The following is a 20,802-nucleotide window of genomic DNA, read 5'->3' as shown; positions in this document are numbered from 1 at the left end:
GCCCGTCCCCATTCTTTGCCCCAGTTTGAAAGTGCTTGGGCATTTGAAGGATTAACAGGCGAATGGGCATCGGTATAGCCTTTCGCGACAATGACAAGGGAGCCGCGCCGATGGAAGGCATCTATGATTGGGCCGTGCTGTGGGAGTGGGTGGAGATCGCGGCGCGCTGGACGCATGTGATCACGGCCATCGCCTGGATCGGATCGTCCTTCTATTTCATTGCGCTGGACCTTGGGCTGCGCAAGGCGCCGGGGATGCCGGACCTGGCGCATGGCGAGGAATGGCAGGTGCATGGCGGCGGGTTCTATCACATCCAGAAATATCTGGTGGCCCCCGAACGCCTGCCCGAACATCTGACCTGGTTCAAATGGGAAAGCTATGCGACCTGGCTTTCGGGTTTCGCCATGCTGGTGCTGGTCTATTACCTTGGCGCCGACATGTATCTGATCGACGCCAATGTGATGGAACTGGCGACATGGCAGGCGGTGGCGATTTCGGTGGGGTCGCTGGCGCTGGGCTGGGGGATCTACACGACATTGTGCCGGGTCTTCGTGAATGCGAACCAGACGCTGCTGATGGTGGCGCTGTTTGCCGTGCTGGTGGCGATGGCCTGGGGCTATACGCAGGTGTTCACGGGGCGCGCGGCGCTGCTGCATCTGGGGGCCTTCACGGCGACGATCATGTCGGCCAACGTGTTCATGGTGATCATTCCGAACCAGAAGATCGTGGTGGCCGATCTGAAGGCGGGCCGCACGCCCGACCCGAAATACGGCAAGATCGCCAAGCAGCGCAGCACGCATAACAATTACCTGACGCTGCCCGTGCTGTTCCTGATGCTGTCGAACCATTATCCGCTGGTCTTTGCGACGGAGTGGAACTGGCTGATCGCAAGCCTTGTCTTCCTGATGGGGGTGACGATCCGGCACTGGTTCAACACCCAGCATGCGCGCAAGGGCAGCCCACATTGGACATGGGCCGCGACGGCGGTGCTATTCCTGATCATCGCCTGGCTGTCGACGGCGCCCATGGCACTGCGCCCGGGCGGCGAGGAGGAGGGCGCGGGGGCGGCCCTGTCGGGGGCGGCGCTGACCTATGCCTCGGCCGGCGGGTTCGAGGATGTGGTCAGCATCGTGCAGGGGCGCTGTTCGATGTGCCACGCGGCGGAACCCGCCTGGGAGGGGATGCACTGGGCGCCCAAGGGTGTGGTGCTGGAAACGCCCGCCCAGATCGCCGCCGAGGCGCGGCGGATCTATCTGCAGGCGGGGCTGTCGCATGCGATGCCCCCCGCCAACCTGACCTATATGGAACCCGAGGAACGCGCGGCGATCATCGACTGGTTCCGCAGCGCGGGGCAGGGCGGGGTGGACGGCTAGCCGCGCCCGAAGCGCCAGACCGTGTGCTGCATGTAGGTCTCGCCCGTTTCCAGCAGGATCGAGGGAAAGCCCGGCTGATTGGGTGCATCCGGCCAGGCCTGCGCCTCGATCGCGAGGCCCTCATGCGGGGATCTGCCGGGGCGGATGGCATTGCGCCCGTCATAGACCTGAATGCCGGGTTCGGTGGTGGAAACCGTCATGCCGATGCCCGACTGGCCGTTCAGGCGCAGCACCTCGCGCAGGGGGGCGCGGTGGTCTGACAGGCAGAAGTTGTTGTCGAAATGGTTCACGCCCGGCTCGATCCGGCGGGGTTTGCGGAAATCCATGTCATCCTGCGTGACAGGGCGGATTTCGCCGGTCGGGGTGAAATCGGGGGTGGTGGGAAGGTAGCGGTCCGCGTCGATCCAGAGGCGGTGGCCTGCCCAGCTTTCGCTGCCGTCGAGGTTCCAGTAGCTGTGATTGGCGAAGTTGACCGGGGTGGCCCGGTCGGTGGTGACATGAACATGAAGGTGCAGGCTGGCCCCTTCGACGCGGTAGGTGGCCGCGACGCGGCGATTGCCGGGGAAGCCGCCTTCGCCATCGGGAAGGTCGAGTTCCAGGCGCAGCGACTCTTCCGTCACCTCGGCCAGGTGCCAGACCTTGCGATATGTGCCGGCGGAGCCCGAATGCAGGCAGTGGCGGCCATCCTGATTGGCCTCAAGGCGCAGATCCTGCCCGGCGATGCGGGTGCGGGCATGGCTGATGCGGTTGACCACCGGGCCAACGAGCGCGCCGTGATAGCACATCGCGCCTTCGTAATCGGACAGCCGGTCGGAGCCGAGTGTCAGGTTGCGCGCGGTTCCCTCCAGCCAGACCCCATGCAGCACGGCCCCGAAGGTGAGCAGCGAGACGCAAAGCCCGTCACGCCCGATCGTGACCTGCTGCACGGGTTCGCCCGCGCTCGTGCGCCCGAAAGGTGCGATCCCCAATTGCCGCTCTGTCATCCGTTCCCCCCAGCCTTTGGCCGGGTTCAGTGGTGGCCCCTGTGTTGGGTCAGGTCAAGCGCCAAGGCCCGACCTCGCGCAATCAGCCGCCGCTGGCGCAATCGGCGATGGTGGTGGCAAGGCTGCGCATCATGCCGTCGAAGGCATCGGGACCGGGATCCTGCAACGAACCGTTGGGATCGAGTGCGCCGCCCACCGTGGCATCTGTGCCTTCGGCAAGTTGCAGGACAAGCGCGGGATCGTGCTGCGCCTCGGGGAAAAGGCAGAGACGTGTCTGACCTTCGACACCGGCGCGCAGGTCTGCAAGGCGGGCGGCGCCGGGCGAGGTGGCATCGCCCAGGGCGACAGAGCCGAAGACGGAAAGCCCGTAATGGGCGGCGAAATAGCCATAGGCATCGTGATAGACGACCAGCGGCTTGCCCTGTGCCGGGGCCAGGATCGCGGCGATGTCCTTGTCGAGTTGGGCGATACGCGCGATGGCGGCATCGGCATTGGCCGCATAGGTTGCGGCATTTTCGGCATCGAGGCGCGAGAGTTCGGCGGCGATTGCGGAAAGCCAGACCTGCGCATTTGCCGGATCGAGCCAGGCATGGGGATCGGTGCCGTCGTGGCTGTGGCCGTGATCATGTCCGGCCTCTTCGGCGTCGTGGTCGTGCCCTGCGTGATCGTGATCGTGATCTGCTTCGGCTTCATGCGCGGCGTGATCATGGGTGCCTTCCGCGCCATGTGCGCCATCTTCCGAATAGCTGCGCGTCAGGGTTCCGGGCGCATCAAGTAGTTCGAGGCGCGCGCTGCCTTCGCCAAGGCCATCCAGCGCGCGATCCAGCCATGGTGTCAGTTCCGGGCCGATCCAGACCACCAGATCGGCATCCGCGAGGTTTGCCGCCTGCGAGGGGCGAAGCTGGAAGTCATGCGCGCTTGCGCCACGGTCGAGCAGCAGGTCCGGGCTGCCGAGATCGCCCATCACCTGCGCGACCAGCGCGTGGACAGGGTGGATATCGGTGATGACGCGGGGCACTTCGGCCAGGGCGGGAAGGCCGATGGCGAGGCTGGCAACTGCGGGAGATATGATATAACGCATCGGCAGGGCCCTTCCTGTAGCTGATGCAGGGCCTATCTATGTTATAAGATAACATGTCAAGAGGCCCGCATGGCGCAGTCGAGACCGCATGTTCATTCCGATGATTGCCCGGGCTGCCATGCGGCGCCGGAAGTGGCCTTCGCGCGCCACGATCACAGCCATTGTTCGGGTGACGTGCTGGCCCGGGCCGAGGCGCTGGCCAATGCGCAGGGGGCGCGGCTGACGCCGGTGCGGCGGCGGGTGCTGGAGATTCTGCTGGAAGAGCATCGCGCGCTGGGGGCCTATGACGTGTTGCAGCGCCTGGCGGCGGAAGGGTTCGGGAATCAGCCGCCGGTGGCCTATCGCGCGCTGGATTTTCTGGTGGAGAATGGGCTGGCCCATCGGATCCGGCGGCTGAATGCCTTTGCCGCCTGCATGCATCCGGGCGAGGCCCATGCCCCGGCCTTTCTGATCTGCCGGCACTGCAACCATGTGGCCGAGGCCCCCGCCGCAGCCGTGCGTGCGGCGCTGGATGGGGCGGCGGCGGAAATGGGCTTCCTGATCGAGCGGTCCAATATCGAGGCGCTGGGGCTGTGTCCGGCCTGCCGGGGGGCAGGGGAATGAGCGGCCTGATCACGGCAGAACATCTGTCGGTGCGGCTGGAAGGGCAGGCGATCCTGACGGATGTCAGCCTGTCGGTGCAACCGGGCGAGATTGTCACCATCCTGGGGCCGAACGGATCGGGCAAGTCCACCCTGCTGCGGTCGCTGTTGGGGATAGTTCCCGCGGCTTCGGGCCGGGTGACGCGGCGGGCGGGGCTGGTGATCGGCTATGTGCCGCAGCGGTTGGCGATCGACCGGACGCTGCCGATGACGGTGCGGCGGTTCCTGTCGCTGCCGCGGCGGGTGGCGGATCGGGATGCGGCGGCGGCGCTGGCGCGGGTGGGCGTGCCCGAGGTGGCGGGGCGGCAGATGGCGGATCTGTCGGGCGGGCAGTTCCAACGCGTGCTGCTGGCGCGGGCACTGCTGGCGCGGCCGCAGTTGCTGATCCTGGACGAGCCGACGCAGGGGCTGGATCAGCCGGGCGAGGCGGCGTTCTATCGGCTGATCGAGGATGTCCGCCGCGAGACGGGGGTGGCGGTGCTGATGGTGAGCCATGATCTGCATGTGGTCATGGCGGCATCCGACAGGGTGATCTGCCTGAACGGGCATATCTGCTGCGAGGGAACGCCGCGCGTGGTGTCTTCGGCGCCGGAATACCGGGCGCTGTTCGGGCTTGGGACGCAGGGCGCGCTGGCGCTGTATCAGCATGTGCATGACCACAGCCATGACGCGGGCGAGGGACATGCGCATCACCACCATCACGACCACGGGCATGACCATGATCACCACCCTGCTTGACGATTTCCTGATCCGGGCGGCACTGGCCGGGGTGGGGCTGTCGCTGGCGACCGGGCCGCTTGGATCCTTTGTCGTGTGGCGGCGGATGGCCTATTTCGGCGATGCCACGGCCCATGCGGCCATTCTGGGGGTGGCGCTGGCCCTGGCGTTTGACCTGCCGGTGACCTTTGGCACGCTGGTGGTGGCACTCGCGATGGCGGTGACGGTGGCGACGCTGGCGGCGCGGGGCTGGGCGATGGATACGACGCTGGGGGTGCTGGCGCATTCGGCGCTGGCCTTCGGGCTGGTGGCGGTGAGTTTCGTTCCGGGCGCGCGCACCGACCTGTCGGCCTGGCTTTTCGGCGATATCCTGGCGGTATCGCGGGCCGATCTGGCCTATGTCTGGGGCGGGGCGGCGGTTGTGCTGGCGCTGCTGGCCTGGCGCTGGCAGGCGCTGCTGACGACGACGCTGAACGAGGATCTGGCCCATGCCTCGGGTCTTGATCCGGCGCGGGAGCGGTTGATCCTGACGGTCGCGCTGGCGGTGGTGGTGGCGGTGGCGATCAAGGTGGTGGGGGCGCTGCTGATCGCGGCGCTCTTGATCATTCCCGCGGCCGCCGCGCGCGGCCTGTCGCGCACGCCGGAACGGATGGCGGTTCTGGCCACGCTGCTGGGCGCGGGGGCCGCGCTTGCGGGGCTGCAGCTTTCGCTGTGGCAGGACACGCCGGCGGGGCCGTCGATCATCGCGGCGGCGGCGATCCTCTTTGCGCTGTCGGCGATGTTCGGGCGGGTGCGGCGGGGCTGATCCCCGCCTTTGCCGGTTGCGGCGAAGTCGCCCATTTTACACTCATGTCGCTTTTGTCTGCCAAGGGTCGGGTTGTCTTGCCCGTTCCCCGCGCGTTCGGGCAGATAGGGGGCAAAACACCCATCCGCGGAGTCGCCCCATGAAGACCCATGTCAAAGCCCTTGTCGTCGGCGGCGGTGCCGTCGGGAACGGCATCGCCTATCACCTTGCCAAGGCTGGCTGGGACACGATGCTGGTGGAGCGGGACGAGTTGACCGCAGGGTCCACCTGGCATGCGGCGGGGCTGCTGCCCCTGTTCAACATGTCTTACGCAACGACGCATATCCACAAATACAGCGTCGATTTCTACAAGGGGCTGGAGGCCGAGACGGGGCTGAACCCGGGTTTCTATGTCGTGGGCAACCTGCGGATGGCCCAGCGGCAGGAGCGGATGGATGAATACATGCTGTATTCGTCGGTTGCGGAAACCGCCGGCGTCTATCACGAATTCCTGTCGCCGAAGGAGATCAAGGATCGCTGGCCGCTGGTGCGGACGGAAGATCTGGTGGGTGCGCTCTATCACCCGCAGGACGGCTATATCAATCCGGCCGATGTGACGCAGGCCATGGCCAAGGGCGCGCGGCAACTGGGCGCCACGATCGAGCGGAAGATCCAGGTCAACAGCTATCGCTGGACCGGGTCGGAATGGATCGTTTCGGTCACGCGGATGGAAGACAAGGGCGGCAACCTGCTGCCCACGGAAGAGACCTATGAAATCCATGCCGAGCATGTGGTGACGGCGACCGGCAACCATGCCCAGCGCACCGCGCGGCTTCTGGGTATCAAGATCCCGGCCATTCCGGTGGAACACCAGTATATCGTGACCGAGCCGGACCCGGCGCTGGTGGAATGGCGCAAGACCAACCCGCAGCACCCCGTCCTGCGCGATGCCGATGCCAAATGGTATGTGCGCGAAGAGCGTGGCGGCTGGATCCTTGGCCCTTACGAACGCAACGCCCCGGCCCGCTTCCTCTATGACGTGCCGGAGAGCTTCCGCGCCGACCTCTTCCCGCTTGATCTCGAACGGATCGAGGCGGAATACATGTCGATGATCCATCGCATCCCGTCTTCGGAAACCGTGGGCCTGAAGGACGATTACAACGGCCCGATCTGCTATACCCCCGACGGCAACCCGCTGGTCGGCCCGGTGCCGGGCCTGCGCAACATGTGGATTGCGGAAGGGTTCTCTTTCGGGATCACGGCGGCGGGTGGCACGGGCTACTACCTTGCGCAGATGATGACGCAAGGCGAAGCCGAAATCGACATGGCCTCGCTGGACCCCAAGCGTTACGGCAACTGGATGACGACCGAATATGCCGCCCGCAAGAACGAGGAATGCTATGAACACGTCTTCATCCTGCACCACCCGGACGAAGAACGCGAAGCCTGCCGCCCCCTGCGCACCGCCCCCGCCTATGACCGGCAAAAGGAGATGGGCGCGCAATTCGGCCAGGTGAACGGCTGGGAACGGCCGAACTATTATGGCCCCAAGGATGCGCCCGCTTCGTTTGACCACGACTCGCGCTCTTTCCGCCGCGGCGCCTGGTGGCAATATGCCGAGGCCGAGGCGCAGGCGGTGCGCAACACGGTGGGGATCATCGACGCATCGGCCTTTACCAAGCATCTGGTGCGCGGGCCGGGGGCAACGGCCTTCCTCGACCACTTCACCTGCAACAAGCTGCCGAATGTGGGCCGGATCAACCTGACCTACGCCCTGACCGACCACGGCACGACCCGCACCGAATACACCATCGTCCGCCTGAAAGAGAACGAGTACTACCTCATCTCCGCCGGCGCATGGACGGCCTATGATGCCGACTTCCTGATCAAGTCTGCCGAAGACTGGATGGCGAACGGGGGCGGCTACATCGACATCCACGACATCACCACGCAATGGGGCGTCTTCGCCCTTGCCGGCCCCAACGCCCGCGCGCTGCTGAAGGATATCGTCAAGGACGCGAACCCCGACACCGTTCTGGGCAACAAGCGCTTCCCGTGGCTGTCCTACCGCGACATCGAACTGGGCATGGCCCCCGTCCGCGCCGTCCGCGTGGCCTATACGGGTGAACTTGGCTGGGAACTCCACTATCCCATCGAATTCGGCCGCTACCTCTGGGACCTGATCTGGTCCGTGGGCGAAAAGCACGGGCTCAAGGGCGTCGGCGCCCGCGCGCAGAACTGGCTGCGGCAGGAAAAATCCTACCGCGCCTTCGGCAACGAGCTGGGCCGCGACGCGACCCCGCTTGAGGCCGCGCTGGACCGGTTCGTCGATCTGGGCAAGGAGTTCCGGGGCAAGGCGAAGATGCTGGAGACCGGCATCCGCAGCAAATGCGTGACGCTGCTGATCGACGGCCCTGCCGATGCCGATCCCTGGGGCAAGGAGGCGCTGCTGCTGAACGGCGAGAAGGTGGGCCGTCTGACTTCGGGCGGTTGGTCCGTGGCCTTTGGCAAGCAGATCGGCATGGGCTATGTGCGCCCGGATCTGGCCGAGGTGGGCACGAAGCTGAAGGTCAAGATGCTGCGCCAGGAATGGGATGCGGTGGTGACCGAGGACAGCCCCTTCGACCCGTCCAACGCGCGGATCCGCATCGACGGCTGACGCACCGCCCAAGCGGAATTGCGGGGCATCGGACAGGCGTCCGGTGCCCCGTTTCCGTTTGAAGGCAAGGGGGGCCATCCCTCTGATACCACCCTGCCATCCTTTCGCAGAGCGAGGTCGCCTAACCTATCCCTGCAGGATGCCGTTCTGGTTCGCGATGGGCAGGTCATTCTGCCGACTGCGTGTATCGAAAAGGACGGTTCTATGGCTGAGACGGTTGCAAGGGGCGCAGGCAAGGGCCTGGCGGACGGGAATCTGGAGGCACTCGCCGGGCAGATCGGGGTGCTGCACACCCTTGATCACCTGACCAACCCCGTGATGCTGGCTGATCCCGACATGATCGTGCGCTTCGTGAACGAAGCGGGCTATCGGATGTTCGAAGCGATCGAAGAGGACATCCGCCGCGACCTGCCGCATTTCACCGCGCGCGACGTGGTGGGCAAATCCATCGACTTCTTCCACAAGAACCCGTCCTACCAGCGCCGGATCATGACGGACATCGCCGATCCGCATGACGGCAAGTTCACCATCGGCGGGCGGCGGCTGGCGTTTCGGGTGATCCCGCACCGCAACGCGGCGGGCAAGCTTGTGGGCATGCTGGTGGAATGGCAGGACAGGACGGAATTCGCCGAGAACGAGGCGCAGATCGTGATGCTGGTCCACGAGTTGAAGGAAATGTCGGTTGCCCATCAGGCCGGTCGGATCCATGAGTACATTGATCCGGCCAAGTTCAACGCCGTCTTCGCCGATGTGGTGGAGCGGGTGAACCACATGGTGAAGGATCACATCGCCACCAAGCGCAAGATCATCACCTGTGTCGAGGCCTATGCAGAAGGCCGGTTCGATTATGAACTGGAACGCTTCAGCGGGGATCGGGCCTTCATCAACGAGGCCATGGACGGTATCGCCACCAGCTTCCGCCGGACCATCCGCGAGATCCAGTCCATGTCGGTGGACATCGTCGAGGGGCGGCTGGACCGCGACATCCGGCCCGAGGATTTCCCGGGCGAATTCCGGCTGATCGTGGAAGCCTTCGAGCGCGCCTATGCCGGGCTGAACGAGACCTTCCACCAGATTTCCGATCAGGTGCAGCAGGTGACGGCGACGGTGGATCAGATCGCCTCCAGCGCGCATTCGCTGGCCGACAATGCGCAGGTGCAAAGCACCTCGGTCGACGAGATTTCCGCCTCGGCCGAAGAGACGGATACGCAGGTTCGCGCCAATGCAAGCTCGGCCAATATGGCAAGCCATCGGGCAAGCTCTGCCTCGACCGCCACGAAAGAGGGGCAGGACAAGGTGATCGGGATGGTGCAGGCGATGGAGGCGATCCGGTCGTCTTCGGACGATATCGCCAAGATCATCAAGGTGATCGACGAGATCGCCTTCCAGACGAATCTTCTGGCCCTGAATGCGGCGGTCGAGGCGGCGCGGGCCGGGCAATACGGGCGCGGCTTTGCGGTGGTGGCGCAGGAAGTGCGCAATCTGGCGGGCCGGTCGGCCCGGGCGGCGCGGGAAAGCAGCGACCTGATCGAGGATGCATCGCAGCGCGTGGCTTCGGGCGTGTCGATCGCGGATGAGACGCGGCGCGCCTTCGACCGGATTTCGCATGACATCGCCGAGGTGGAAACGCTGGTGGGCAGCATCGCGAGTTCGGGGGACGAACAGTCGCGGGCCGTGGCGCAGATCACCACGGCCATCGGCGAAGTGGCCAATGCGGCGACAGCGACAAGCAGCCAGGCCGAACAGTTGGCCGCAGGGGCGGCCGAGCTGCAGACCTCGTCCGAGGCGATGCGCGCGGCGATCAACCATTTCCGGCTGCGCCGCCCGGCCAAGCCGAACGGGCCGCTGAACCTTGAGGGCCTTCCGACCGATCTGATGGACAAGATCAGCACGATGCTGGCCGGGCGCGGGATTGCCCTGCCCGAAGCCGAGAAGCGCCGCGCCTGAGGCACGGCAGACGGGGCGGCGATCAGGGCTGGCGGTTCGCCGCCAGCCAGGCCGCCCAATCGGCGGCAGAGCCGTCGAAGACGTTGATATCCACCTCGCCGGCGATGCCGGGGATCAGCCCGGTGGAGGTGTATTGCCAGAACGTCCAGTGCCGCCCGCCGTAGATGTCATCGGGATGGGCGGCGACGGAGCGCAGCCAGAACGGATAGGGGCCGACGCGCCACATCTCGTTCTCGCGGTAGAAATCCACGGTGGAATAGATGATCGGGCGCTGGCCGTAATGCGCCTCGACGATGTCGAGGAAGATGCGCGCCTCGGAGCGGATCACCTCGGGCGCGCGGCGGATGGTGCAGGTGGGCGAGAAGGGTGTCCATTCCATATCCAGAACGGGCTGAAGCGCGCCCGGGGCGCGCGGCACGTTGCGGATGAAGAAGGCGGCCTGTTCGGCGGCCGGGCGGCAATGGTAGAAGAAATGATAGGCCCCGCGCGCCACGCCGGCGCGGGCCGCGCCGCGCCAGTTGTCGCGGAAGGCGGGATCGACCAGGTCGCCGCCCTCGGTGGCCTTGATGAAGGCGAAGTTGACCCCGTTCGCGCGGGCCTCGCGCCAGTCGATCGACGTCTGGAAGCGGGCCACGTCGATGCCATGCACCGCGTAATCCTGCGGGCCGCCGCGCCCGAAGCTGACGGGTTTCGCATCGGCAAAGTTGCGGCGGGTGATGGCCGGTTCCAGTGGCGTGGTGAGCGCCCCGGTCGACAGGGTCGGCGCTGGCCCGGGCCCCATGCAGGCGGCCAGAAACAGCGTCATCAGGGCGGGGGCCAGACTGCGGATGGCAAGGCGATGGGTCATGGGCGGATGCTGACCGATCCGCCCTTTCCTGTCACCTCCCTTTGCGCGGGGCGGTGCTATTCCGCCGCCACGGCGGGCGCGGCCAGTTCATCCCAGCAGGCCAGCGCATGGGCGGCATACATGAGCGCCGGTCCACCGCCCATCTGGATGGACATGGCCAGCACATCGCCCAGTTCCTCACGCGTGGCGCCGGATTTCATCAGGGCTTCGACATGGAAGTTGATGCAGGGCTCGCAGCGCTGGCTGATGGCGATGGCGAGGGCGATGTATTCCTTTTCCTTGAAGGACAGCGGCCCGCTCTCCTTCACCGCCTTGGACAGCGTGCCGAAACCTGCGGCGGCATCGGGGATCAGCTTGTTCATCACGCGGATTTCGCCGCGCATCTCGGAAATCTTTGCCTTGTAGCTCATCTGTCGGTCCTTTCCCTTTGGGTGACCGATAGGATGGCGGGGCCTTGCCTGCCTTGATGTGTGTCAAATTACATTCAACAAGTTGAATGTTTATCCGAACCGCGCCGGATCCAGGGCGGAAAGCAGGCCATCCGACAGCCCGGTCGGGCGGCCCCCGACAAGATCGGCGGCAAGGCGGCTGGCTGCGGGGCAGGTCTGGAAACCATAGCCGCCCTGGCCCGCAAGCCAGAAGAAAGAGGGGTCGCGCGCATCCGGCCCGATCACCAGCACCCGGTCGGGGGCGAAGGTGCGCAGCCCGGCCCAGTTGGAGATCAGCCTTGTGACAGGTTCGGTGACCATCTCTTCATAGCGGGCAAGCCCTTCGGCGAGGACCATGTCATCGGCCCAGGCATCATGCGGGGATTGCGGATCTTCTTCGGCGGGCGAGACGATCAGCGCGCCGGCATCGGGCTTGGCATACCATGCCTCGCCCGCGCCGAAGATCATCGGCCAGCCCGAGATATCGAGGCCGCCCGGGGCGGGGATGCGGGCCATGGAGCGGCGGTTGGGGGTGAAACCCAGCGGGCGGATCGCGGCCATGGCGGCCACCTCGTCCACCCAGGCACCAGCGGCATTGATCAGCAGGCGGCCGGTGAATTCGCCTGCCGCCGAGGTGACGATCCAGCCCTCGCCCCCCTTGGCGATGGCGGTGACGCGGGCATTCGTGACGATCTGCGCGCCACGCGCCTTCGCCTCGCGCGCGAAGCCCTGCAGCAGAAGATCGGTGTCGATGTCCCAGGCATGATCGGCAATGGCGGCGAAGGCCACCACATCGGGGTTCAGCACGGGGACGATGGCGCGGGCCTCGTCCACGGAAACGATGTCGAGTTGGAAATCCCGGACCTCGGCATCGAATTCGGCACGCTGGTCGGCCCTGGCGACGCTCATCAGGCCGCGGGGGGAGAGGATGTTCTCGGTCGCGCGGAAATGGTCTTCGGAGGCGAGCGAGAGTTCCACCACGGCAGGCGCGCCATAGCGCGGTTCGTACAAGGCCGCCGACCTGCCGGAGGCATGATGCGCGAGGGCGGATTCCGCCTCGAGCACGATAACAGAGCCAAGTTCGGACAGGCGGGCGGCAGCCGAGATGCCGGCGATGCCGCCGCCGATGATGAGGAAATCGGTCATGCTTCTTCCAGTCGATCGGTGGCCGGGGGCGGGGCGGGGTAGAGCGCCGAGATGCGTGCGCGCAGATCGGCAGGCAGCGGAAAGCCCGCCGCGGCGAGGGAGGGGGCCAGTTGGCCCGCATCGCGGGCGGAGACCAGCGGGATCACGGGCGTGATCGGGCAGGACATGACCCAGGCCACGGCCAGCGTCGCGGGATGGGTGCCGGTTTCGGCGGCGATGTCGGCAAGGCCCTGCGCGGCGCGGTGCATCGCGTCCGGGGCGTAGCGGGCGGCATAGCGGCTGTCCTCGGCCAGGCGGCCTGCGCCGCCGCTTGCGTATTTCCCGGTCAGCAGGCCGCCCCCCAGCGGGGAATAGGCATGAACGGCGATCTGCTGGTCGGCGCACATGGGCAGGAGTTCCACTTCAGCCTGGCGTTTCACAAGGTTGAACATGGGCTGGATCACGTCGATCCGGCTGCCGAAGCGGGCGGCGGTGGCCTGCGCCTTCATCACCTGCCAGGCCGCGAAGTTCGACAGCCCGATCCGGGCGATGCGGCCCGCCTGCTGCCATTCGACAAGCAGCGAAAGGGTTTCTTCCAGGGACGTATCGGGGTCATGGCGGTGGATGTAGAGAAGATCGACCGAGTCGGCGCCCAGACGGCCGAGGCTTTCCTCGAACTGCCGGATCAGATTGGCGCGCCCTGCGCCGCCTTCGTAACCGATCTTTGTCGCGATGGAGATGTCGTCGCCGCGGGCGAACTGGCCGAGCAGGCGTTCGGATTGGCCGTCGGTATAGACATGGGCGGTGTCGAAATGCCGGATCCCCGCGGCCCGGCAGGCATCATACATGGCGCGGGATGCGGCGGCATCGGCGCGACCGCCGAATTGCATGCAGCCGAAGGCAAGGGGAAAGGGCGTCGTCATGGGCCGGAACCTGCCATGCCGCGCGGCGGAAGAAAAGCAGAAGGCCGCCGCTTTCGCGGCGGCCTTCGCCATATCCGTGGCAGGCTCAGCCCTGCTGGGTTTCCTTCAGCTTGTCGATGCCCAGCGTCTTGAGCGCGAGGGTTTCGTAGAAGGGTTCGGACACGCCCTTCCGGAGCTTGCGGATGAAGTATTTCTCGAACCCGATCTTGGCCATGTGAACCCATTTGCCGGACGAGGACCAGTTCACGTTGCGCGGCGGGATCTGGGGCTGTGCCACGAAGGCAATGCCCCCGTCGCCGAAATCGGCCAGGCAGACGGCGTTCCAGGTGCCGATCTGATCGGGTTCCTTGCCGCGAACGAGGTTTCCGATGTTGTGGGCGGTGGCGGTGACCATGGATTCGATCATGAAGCCGGTCTTGGGCACGCCAACCGGCACCGGCGTCGGCCCCATCGGGGGGATCGCCACACAGACGCCCACGGCGAAGATTTCCGGGTATTTCGGGTTCTGCTGGTGCTTGTCGACGATGGTGAAGCCGCGCGGGTTCGACAGGCCCTCGATCCCCGAGACCGGCTTGATCCCCCGGAAGGCGGGCAGCATCATCGAGAAGGCGAAGGGCAGTTCCTTTTCGCCCTTCGACGTGCCGTCATCGGCGATCTCTTCCACCGTCATCTTGCCCTGTTCGACCTTCTTCACCTTGGCCGAGGTGATCCACTTGATGTGCTTGGCGCGCATCTCGGATTCCAAGAGGCCCTTGGTATCGCCCACCCCGTCAAGGCCCAGATGGCCGACATAGGGTTCGGAGGTGACGAAGGTCATCGGCACGCGGTCGCGCACCTTGGCCCGGCGCAGGGCGGTTTCCAGGATGAAGAGGAATTCATAGGCCGGACCGAAGCAGGAGGCCCCCTGTGCCGCGCCGATGATGACGGGGCCGGGGTTCTTGACCAGTTCCTCGAACACCTTGCGCGCCTCTTCGGCGTGGTCGATGTGGCAGACGGATTGGGTAAAGCCGCCATGCGGGCCGAAGCCTTCGATTTCATCGAAGGCGAGTTCGGGGCCGGTGGCGATGACGAGGTAGTCGTAAGATACCGACTGGCCGTTCACCAGCGCGATGCGCTTTTCTTCGGGATGCAGCTTTTCCGCGGCGACAGGGATGAAGTCGATGCCCTTCTTCGCCATGGTGGGGGCGAGGTCGACGGTGATCTCTTCCCGGTCGCGCCAGCCGACGGCGATCCAGGGATTGGACGGCACGAAGTGATAGGTCGGATCCTTGGTCACGACGGTGACCTTGTCTTCCTTGCGAAGCTGTTCCTTCAGTTCATAGGCCATGATGGCCCCGCCCAGGCCAGCGCCCAGAACTACGACATGTGCCATGAGATCCCCTCCCTCGGTGACTCGCATGCCGCAGTATACATTCAAAAATGGGAATATTAACGCCCGTTTTCACCCTGCGACGATTCGCACCGGCAGAATGGAAAAAGGCCCGCGATTGCGGGCCTTTGACCTGTCTTCAGAGGCAGGGATCAGGACGGGATTTCGCCCGTGATGCCTTCGACATAGAACATCATCCCCAACAGATCGCCATCCGGCGCGGTTGCGCCTTCGGCCAGCCAGGCGCTGCCGTCCTGCTTGTTGATCGGGCCGGTGAAGGGGTGGTAGGTGCCCGCTGCGATGGAATCGCGCAGGGCCTCGGCCTCGGCCTTCACATCGGCGGGGACGGCATCGGTGATCTCGCCGATTTCCACTTCGCCGCCGGCGATGCCTTCCCAGGCGTCGGCCTGGGCATAGCTGCCGTCAAGCAGGGCGCCGACGCGCTTCACGTAATAGGGCGCCCAGTTGTCGATGATGGACGAAACGCGGGGGCTGGGCTTGTAATCGGCCATGTCCGACGCCTGGCCAAAGCCGATGACAGCGCCATTGGTCTTGGCCGCCTCGGCCAGGGGCGCGGTGGAGTCGGTGTGGCTGGCGATCACGTCCACGCCCTGGTCGATCAGCGCCTTGGCGGCATCGGCCTCTTTCGCCGGGTCGAACCAGGTGAAGGCCCAGACGATGGACAGTTCGACGTTCGGGTTCACCTTCTTGGCGTGCAGGTAATAGCTGTTGATGCCCATGATCACTTCGGGGATCGGGAAGGAGCCGATATAGCCGATCTTGTTCGTCTTGGTCATCTTGCCCGCGATATGCCCCTGCACGGCGCGGCCTTCATAGAAGCGCGCGTTATAGGTGGAGACATTGGGATGTTCGCGCTTGAAGCCGGTGGCGTGTTCGAACTTCACATCCGGGAACTTGGCCGCGACGGCATTGGTCGGGTCCATGTAGCCGAAGGACGTGGTGAAGATGATGTTGCAGCCCGACAGCGCCATCTGCGTCAGAACGCGTTCGGCATCAGCGCCTTCGGGCACGTTTTCCTGCCAGACGATCTCGACCTTGTCTCCATAGGCCTCTTGCACGGCCAGCGCGCCCTGATGGTGCTGGTAGGTCCAGCCGCCATCGCCGATGGGGCCGACATAGACGAAACCTGCCTTGACCTTCTCCAGCCCTTGCGCAAGGGACATCTTCCCCCCCAGCATCGAGGCAAAGCCAAGCGCGGCGCCGCCCTTCAGGATCGTTCTTCTCTTCATTTCTTACTCCCGGTTGGGGGTCGGCAGCCGACCCCGGTTTGTGTGTTTTGCCTCAGCGCGAGGCGTGGAAGTTCTGGCCCAGCGCGGCAGGCGCGTTCAGCGCCGCCTTGCCCTTGCCAGAAGACATGATGACCAGCACGAGGATGGTTATCAGATACGGACTCATCGACAAGTATTCCACCGGGATTCGCGCCCCGGCTGCCTGCAGGTTAAGCTGCAACACGGTGATTCCGCCAAAAAGATAGGCACCAAGCAGGACTCGCCATGGTTTCCAGCTTGCGAAGACGACGATGGCAAGGGCGATCCAGCCTGCGCCTGCGGTGATGCCGTCGGTCCATTGCGGCACGCGGATCAGGCTGATGTAGGCGCCGCCCAGGCCCGCCATCGCGCCACCGAAGAGGATCGCCAGCATGCGGATCCGTACCACCTTGTAGCCCAGCGCATGGGCGGCATCGTGGCTTTCGCCGACGGCGCGCAGGATCAGGCCGAGGCGGGTGTATTTCAGCACGGCCCAGACGGCGGCGCAGACCCCGATGGAGACATAGACCATCCAGTCATGGTCAAAGATCACGGTGCCGAGGAAGGGGATATCGGCCAGCGGGCCGAAGGGGACATTCTCCGTCAGTGGCGGCTTGATGCCGACATAGCCCTGTCCGATCAGGCTGGACAGGCCCAGCCCGAACAGCGTGAGGGCAAGCCCCGTCGCCACCTGGTTGGCCAGCAGGAACTGGGTCAGGACGCCGAAGACAAGGCTGAGGCCGGCCCCGCCGATGGCCCCGCCAAGAAAGCCCAGATAGGGATTGCCCGTGGCCACGGCGGTGGCAAAGCCGGTGATCGCCCCCATGATCATCATCCCCTCGACCCCGAGGTTCAGGACCCCCGCCTTCTCGACGACGAGTTCGCCGATGGCCGCAAGAATGATCGGGACCGAGGCCACCATGAGCGAGGCGATCAGGACGGCCGGGTTGATTCCACCAATATCCATCAGAGGGCCTCTTTCCTGGTGCCAAAGCGGATGCGGAAGTTCGTCAGTAGATCCACCGCCAGCAGGAAGAACAGCAGCATTCCCTGAAAGGCCTGGATCGCGGCGGCGGGCAGGCCCAGCATGAAGCTGGCCAGTTCGCCGCCGATATAGGTGAGCGCCATCAGAAGCCCCGCCAGCAGGATGCCGATGGGATTGAGCCGCCCGAGGAAGGCCACGATGATGGCGGTGAAGCCGTAGCCCACGTTGAAGTCGATACTGATCTGGCCGGAAGGTCCGGTCACCTCGAACAGGCCCGCGGCCCCGGCCAGCGCGCCCGAGATCCCCATGCAGAGCAGCACAAGGCGCTGCGGATTGACCCCGGCAAAGCGGGCCGCCCTTGGAGCCTGACCCGCCAGCTTGATCTGAAAGCCAAGGATGTGGCGCTGCAGCAGGATATAGGCCGCGATCACCACCATGAAGGCCGCGATCACCCCCCAATGCATGCCCGTGCCGGGGATCAGTTCCGGATTGGCCATGGCGGGGATCTGCCCGAGGTTCCGGCTGCCCGGAAAGCCGCCACCTTCGGGATTGCGCAAGAGGCCAAGCGACATGGAAGCAAGGACATTCTGCGCGACATAGACCAGCAGCAGCGAGACGAGGATTTCATTGGTGTTGAAGCGCGTCTTCAGGATGGCCGGGATCATCGCCCAGAGCCAGCCGCCAAAGATGCCAGCCACCACCATCAGCGGAAAGACCCAGCGCGTTTCCACCGGATAAAGCGCAAGACCCACCCCCGCGCCAAACAGCGCGCCCATGATGTACTGCCCTTCCGCACCGATGTTCCAGATGCCCGCCCGAAAGCCCAGCGACAGGCCCACGGCAATCAGGATCAGCGGCCCGGCCTTGACCAGAAGCTGGGGCCGGGAATAGGCGGCGAACTGTTCGTTGAACAGCGGATCCCAGAAGATCGTCCGGATCGCCTCGACCGGGTTCTTGCCCAGAAGCGCGAACATGATGCCGCCTGCGATCATCGTCAGCACGACAGCCAGCACCGGCGTTGCCCATTGCCAGAAGGCGCTGGGCGAGGGGCGTTTCTCAAGCCTCAGCATGCCGACCTCCTGATTTCATCTGTTCCCAAATATCCTCGGGGGGCCCGGGGGGCAGACGGCCCCCCGGGGCATCCGCCCCGCGCGACGAAGCGTTCAATGCCCATGATGTGCGACCTCCATCCCGTGTGCGCCGCCCATCATCAGCCCGATCTCGTCGATCGTCAGGCCCTCGACCGGGCGGGGACGCGTCAGCCGGCCTTCGTTCAGGGCGGCGAAGTTGTCCGCGATTTCCAGCAGTTCATCGAGATCCTGGCTGATGACGACGACAGCCGCGCCAAGGGCCGCACGGTCGAGGATGGCCTGCCGGATGGCGGCGGCCGCGGCGGCATCGACCCCCCAGGTGGGCTGGTTGATCACGATGACCGCCGGGCTTTGCAGTAGTTCCCGACCGACGACGAATTTCTGAAGATTGCCCCCCGAAAGCGCCCGCGCCGCGACATGGGTGCCCGGGGTGCGGACATCGAAATCCGCGACGATATCGGCGGCAAAGCTGCGGGTGGCGTCCCAGTCGATGAAGCCGCCGCGGACAAGCTTGCGCCGGATCGCAGCCGAAAGCAGGGCATTTTCCACAAGGCTCATGTCCGGGGCGGCGGCGTGGCCCAGCCGTTCTTCCGGCGCCGCGACAAGGCCCGCAGCGCGACGCTGGTTCGGACCGGCCGCGCCAAGGGGCTGGCCGTCGATCTGGATGGTCGAGGCCGCGGTCCGAAGCTCGCCCGACAGTGCAAGAAGCAGTTCATCCTGCCCGTTGCCCGCCACGCCCGCGATTCCCAGAACCTCGCCCCGGGCGACCGAGAAGTTGATGTCCTTCAGGCTGGTGCCGAAGGGGATGGGAGAGGCCACGGAAAGCCCCGTCACCTGCAGCGCGATGTCGCCCTTGGGCAAGGCGGCCCGCGCGGGCGGGGTCAGCGTCGCGCCGACCATGAGTTCGGCCATCTCGCGGGCCGAGCGGTCGCGGGGCGTGCAGGTGGCCACCACCTTGCCGCGGCGAAGGATCGTCGCCTCGTCGCAGAGGGTGCGGATCTCTTCCAGCTTGTGGCTGATATAGAGGATCGCCGTGCCTTCGGCGGAAAGTTGGCGCAGGGTCTTGAACAGGATGTCCACTTCCTGCGGCGTCAGCACGCTGGTCGGTTCATCCATGATCAGGAGCTTCGGGTTCTGAAGGAGGCAGCGGATGATCTCCACCCGCTGACGTTCGCCTGCCGACAGATCGCCGACCATCCGGTCGGGATCCAGTGGCAGGCCGTATTCTTCGCTGACAGAGCGGATCCTGCCGGACAATTCGCGCATCGGCGGGGGCGATTCCATGCCGAGGGCCACGTTTTCGGCGACGTTCAGCGCCTCGAACAGGCTGAAATGCTGAAACACCATGGCGACGCCCGTCGCGCGGGCGGCCTTGGGTTCGGCGGGCTGGTAGGCCTGGCCGCGAAAGCGCATCGTGCCGCTGTCGGGTTTGACAAGGCCGTAGATCATCTTGACCAGCGTCGACTTGCCTGCGCCGTTCTCGCCCAGAAGGGCATGGATTTCCCCTTCGGAAATGCTGAAGGACACGTCGCTGTTTGCCACCACGCCCGGATAGGCCTTGGTCACATTGTCGACGGCCAGCAGTTCCCTTGCTGTCCCTGTCATCCCGCGTTCTCCTGTCGTGACGCGTTGCCTTTTCCGTCTAGCAGCATGGCGGCCCCCACGCCGATGGCGATGGCCTGCGGGTGTTTTCCCAGGGCCGGATCGCCGATGGGGCAATCGATGCGGGCGATGCGGGCGGGGGCATGGCCCAGCGCGGCAAGGCGCGACCGGAAGCGCGCCCATTTGGTGGCCGAACCGATCAGCCCGCAGCGGGCGAAGCCATGGGTCAGCAGCCGGTGGCAAAGCTCGAGGTCAAGCGCATGCGAGAAGGTGACGATCAGATGTTCCGCTTCTCTCGGCGCCTTGGCCACTTCCTGTGCCGGATCGGCCGCAATCCGCAGGGTGACATTGTCGGGGACCGTTTCGGGGAAGCGGTCGGCGGCGATGTCGATCCAGGTGATCGCCACGCCCGGAAGGGGGGCGAGAACGGCCACCAGCGCGCGGCCCACATGGCCCGCGCCCCAGATCCACAGATGCCGTTCGGGCCGGGCAAGGGGTTCGACCATCCAGCCCTGCAGAAGAACGGGGCGGGGAGCCACGCCCTCCCCCCGTGCGCGGGAGATCAGGCGCCTGACGGAAAGGGGCATGCTGTGTTCATCGCCGGGGCGTCCATCGACGGGGCGGGCGAAGACCCCGGTCTCAGCCGCGGGCAGGGTGGTTTGGGTGAAGACCTCGGTCAGCAGGGTGACCGCCCCGCCGCAGCATTGGCCGAGCTTGGGGCCAAGGGCTTCGCGGCTGAGGAGCGGGCGGGTTTCGGCGAGATGGGCGCGGGCGCGGGTGGTGGCCTCATGCTCCAATGCGCCGCCGCCGATGGTGCCGGATTGGCCGGTGGCCCAGACCAGCATGGAGGCCCCCACCTCGCGCGGGCTGGAGCCGTCATGTGCGGCGATCACAACGCGGGCGGTGGGGCCGTGGGCGGCGATGGTGGTGCGGAGGGTGGCCAGGTCAAACATCCTGCGCCCCCGATGGAAGGCGATTT

Annotated in this window: 18 protein-coding genes; 6 read left to right on the top strand and 12 right to left on the bottom strand. The window is 65.6% G+C overall.

Annotated elements, in window-relative coordinates:
• The first annotated feature begins 119 nt into the window (after positions 1–119).
• Positions 120–1,373, top strand: coding sequence for a urate hydroxylase PuuD (locus G5V65_RS07250; protein WP_165048634.1), 1,254 nt, complete (start codon positions 120–122; stop codon positions 1,371–1,373).
• On the opposite strand, the gene G5V65_RS07245 is transcribed toward G5V65_RS07250, so the two are convergent.
• Positions 1,370–2,356, bottom strand: a complete 987-nt coding sequence (locus tag G5V65_RS07245; protein WP_165048435.1) for an aldose epimerase family protein — start codon at positions 2,354–2,356, stop codon at positions 1,370–1,372. The genes G5V65_RS07250 and G5V65_RS07245 overlap by 4 nt on opposite strands.
• 82 nt (positions 2,357–2,438) lie before the next feature.
• Positions 2,439–3,437, bottom strand: coding sequence for a zinc ABC transporter substrate-binding protein (locus G5V65_RS07240; protein WP_165048433.1), 999 nt, complete (start codon positions 3,435–3,437; stop codon positions 2,439–2,441).
• A 69-nt stretch (positions 3,438–3,506) separates the two neighbouring features.
• Here G5V65_RS07240 and G5V65_RS07235 point away from each other — a divergent pair, with 69 nt between their 5' ends.
• From G5V65_RS07235 to G5V65_RS07215, 5 genes are all read left to right on the top strand, one after another.
• On the top strand, positions 3,507–4,040 hold the full coding sequence (locus G5V65_RS07235) for a Fur family transcriptional regulator (RefSeq protein ID WP_165048430.1): 534 nt from the start codon (positions 3,507–3,509) through the stop codon (positions 4,038–4,040).
• Entirely contained in the window at positions 4,037–4,816 is a 780-nt protein-coding gene (locus G5V65_RS07230; protein WP_165048428.1) for an ATP-binding cassette domain-containing protein, read from the top strand. Before G5V65_RS07235 ends, G5V65_RS07230 begins: the two co-directional genes overlap by 4 nt.
• On the top strand, positions 4,809–5,600 hold the full coding sequence (locus G5V65_RS07225) for an iron chelate uptake ABC transporter family permease subunit (protein ID WP_165048632.1): 792 nt from the start codon (positions 4,809–4,811) through the stop codon (positions 5,598–5,600). The genes G5V65_RS07230 and G5V65_RS07225 overlap by 8 nt, the downstream gene beginning before the upstream one ends.
• Before the next feature lie 139 nt (positions 5,601–5,739).
• On the top strand, positions 5,740–8,238 hold the full coding sequence (locus tag G5V65_RS07220; RefSeq protein ID WP_165048426.1) for a GcvT family protein: 2,499 nt from the start codon (positions 5,740–5,742) through the stop codon (positions 8,236–8,238).
• Between the two features lie 204 nt (positions 8,239–8,442).
• Positions 8,443–10,185 carry a methyl-accepting chemotaxis protein gene (locus G5V65_RS07215; RefSeq protein WP_165048424.1) on the top strand — a complete coding sequence of 581 codons (1,743 nt, stop codon included), beginning with the start codon at positions 8,443–8,445 and terminating at the stop codon, positions 10,183–10,185.
• Positions 10,186–10,207: 22 nt separating this feature from the next.
• Here the strand turns inward: G5V65_RS07215 and G5V65_RS07210 are convergent, their stop codons facing one another.
• The 10 genes from G5V65_RS07210 to xdhC all read right to left on the bottom strand — a co-directional run bounded on the left by G5V65_RS07210 (position 10,208) and on the right by xdhC (position 20,776).
• Positions 10,208–11,032: a glycoside hydrolase family 25 protein gene (locus G5V65_RS07210; RefSeq protein ID WP_241250480.1), complete on the bottom strand. Its 825-nt coding sequence runs from the start codon at positions 11,030–11,032 to the stop codon at positions 10,208–10,210.
• A gap of 56 nt (positions 11,033–11,088) precedes the next feature.
• The gene (locus G5V65_RS07205; RefSeq protein ID WP_165048422.1) at positions 11,089–11,442 is read right to left on the bottom strand and encodes a carboxymuconolactone decarboxylase family protein; all 354 of its coding nucleotides are present in this window, start codon (positions 11,440–11,442) and stop codon (positions 11,089–11,091) included.
• Between the two features lie 90 nt (positions 11,443–11,532).
• The gene (locus tag G5V65_RS07200; protein WP_165048419.1) at positions 11,533–12,606 is read right to left on the bottom strand and encodes an NAD(P)/FAD-dependent oxidoreductase; all 1,074 of its coding nucleotides are present in this window, start codon (positions 12,604–12,606) and stop codon (positions 11,533–11,535) included.
• Positions 12,603–13,508 (bottom strand): aldo/keto reductase, encoded by a 906-nt coding sequence (locus tag G5V65_RS07195; RefSeq protein ID WP_165048417.1) that lies wholly within the window; start codon positions 13,506–13,508, stop codon positions 12,603–12,605. Before G5V65_RS07195 ends, G5V65_RS07200 begins: the two co-directional genes overlap by 4 nt.
• An 85-nt stretch (positions 13,509–13,593) precedes the next feature.
• Positions 13,594–14,880, bottom strand: a complete 1,287-nt coding sequence (locus G5V65_RS07190; protein WP_165048415.1) for an NAD(P)/FAD-dependent oxidoreductase — start codon at positions 14,878–14,880, stop codon at positions 13,594–13,596.
• 149 nt (positions 14,881–15,029) lie between these two features.
• Positions 15,030–16,127 carry a BMP family ABC transporter substrate-binding protein gene (locus G5V65_RS07185; RefSeq protein ID WP_165048413.1) on the bottom strand — a complete coding sequence of 366 codons (1,098 nt, stop codon included), beginning with the start codon at positions 16,125–16,127 and terminating at the stop codon, positions 15,030–15,032.
• A gap of 52 nt (positions 16,128–16,179) precedes the next feature.
• The gene (locus G5V65_RS07180; protein ID WP_165048411.1) at positions 16,180–17,112 is read right to left on the bottom strand and encodes an ABC transporter permease; all 933 of its coding nucleotides are present in this window, start codon (positions 17,110–17,112) and stop codon (positions 16,180–16,182) included.
• Complete coding sequence (locus G5V65_RS07175; RefSeq protein WP_165048409.1) at positions 17,112–18,200, bottom strand: ABC transporter permease; 1,089 nt, start codon at positions 18,198–18,200, stop codon at positions 17,112–17,114. The genes G5V65_RS07180 and G5V65_RS07175 overlap by 1 nt, the downstream gene beginning before the upstream one ends.
• A gap of 93 nt (positions 18,201–18,293) precedes the next feature.
• Positions 18,294–19,826 (bottom strand): ABC transporter ATP-binding protein, encoded by a 1,533-nt coding sequence (locus tag G5V65_RS07170; RefSeq protein WP_165048406.1) that lies wholly within the window; start codon positions 19,824–19,826, stop codon positions 18,294–18,296.
• On the bottom strand, positions 19,823–20,776 hold the full coding sequence (gene xdhC / locus G5V65_RS07165) for a xanthine dehydrogenase accessory protein XdhC (protein ID WP_165048404.1): 954 nt from the start codon (positions 20,774–20,776) through the stop codon (positions 19,823–19,825). Before xdhC ends, G5V65_RS07170 begins: the two co-directional genes overlap by 4 nt.
• Between the last annotated feature and the right edge of the window lie 26 nt (positions 20,777–20,802).

The organism is Paragemmobacter kunshanensis, from assembly GCF_011059185.1.
Lineage (GTDB): Bacteria > Pseudomonadota > Alphaproteobacteria > Rhodobacterales > Rhodobacteraceae > Paragemmobacter > Paragemmobacter kunshanensis.
The sequence above is the reverse complement of the archived record's forward strand: the minus strand, read 5'-3'. Positions and strand labels throughout refer to the sequence as shown.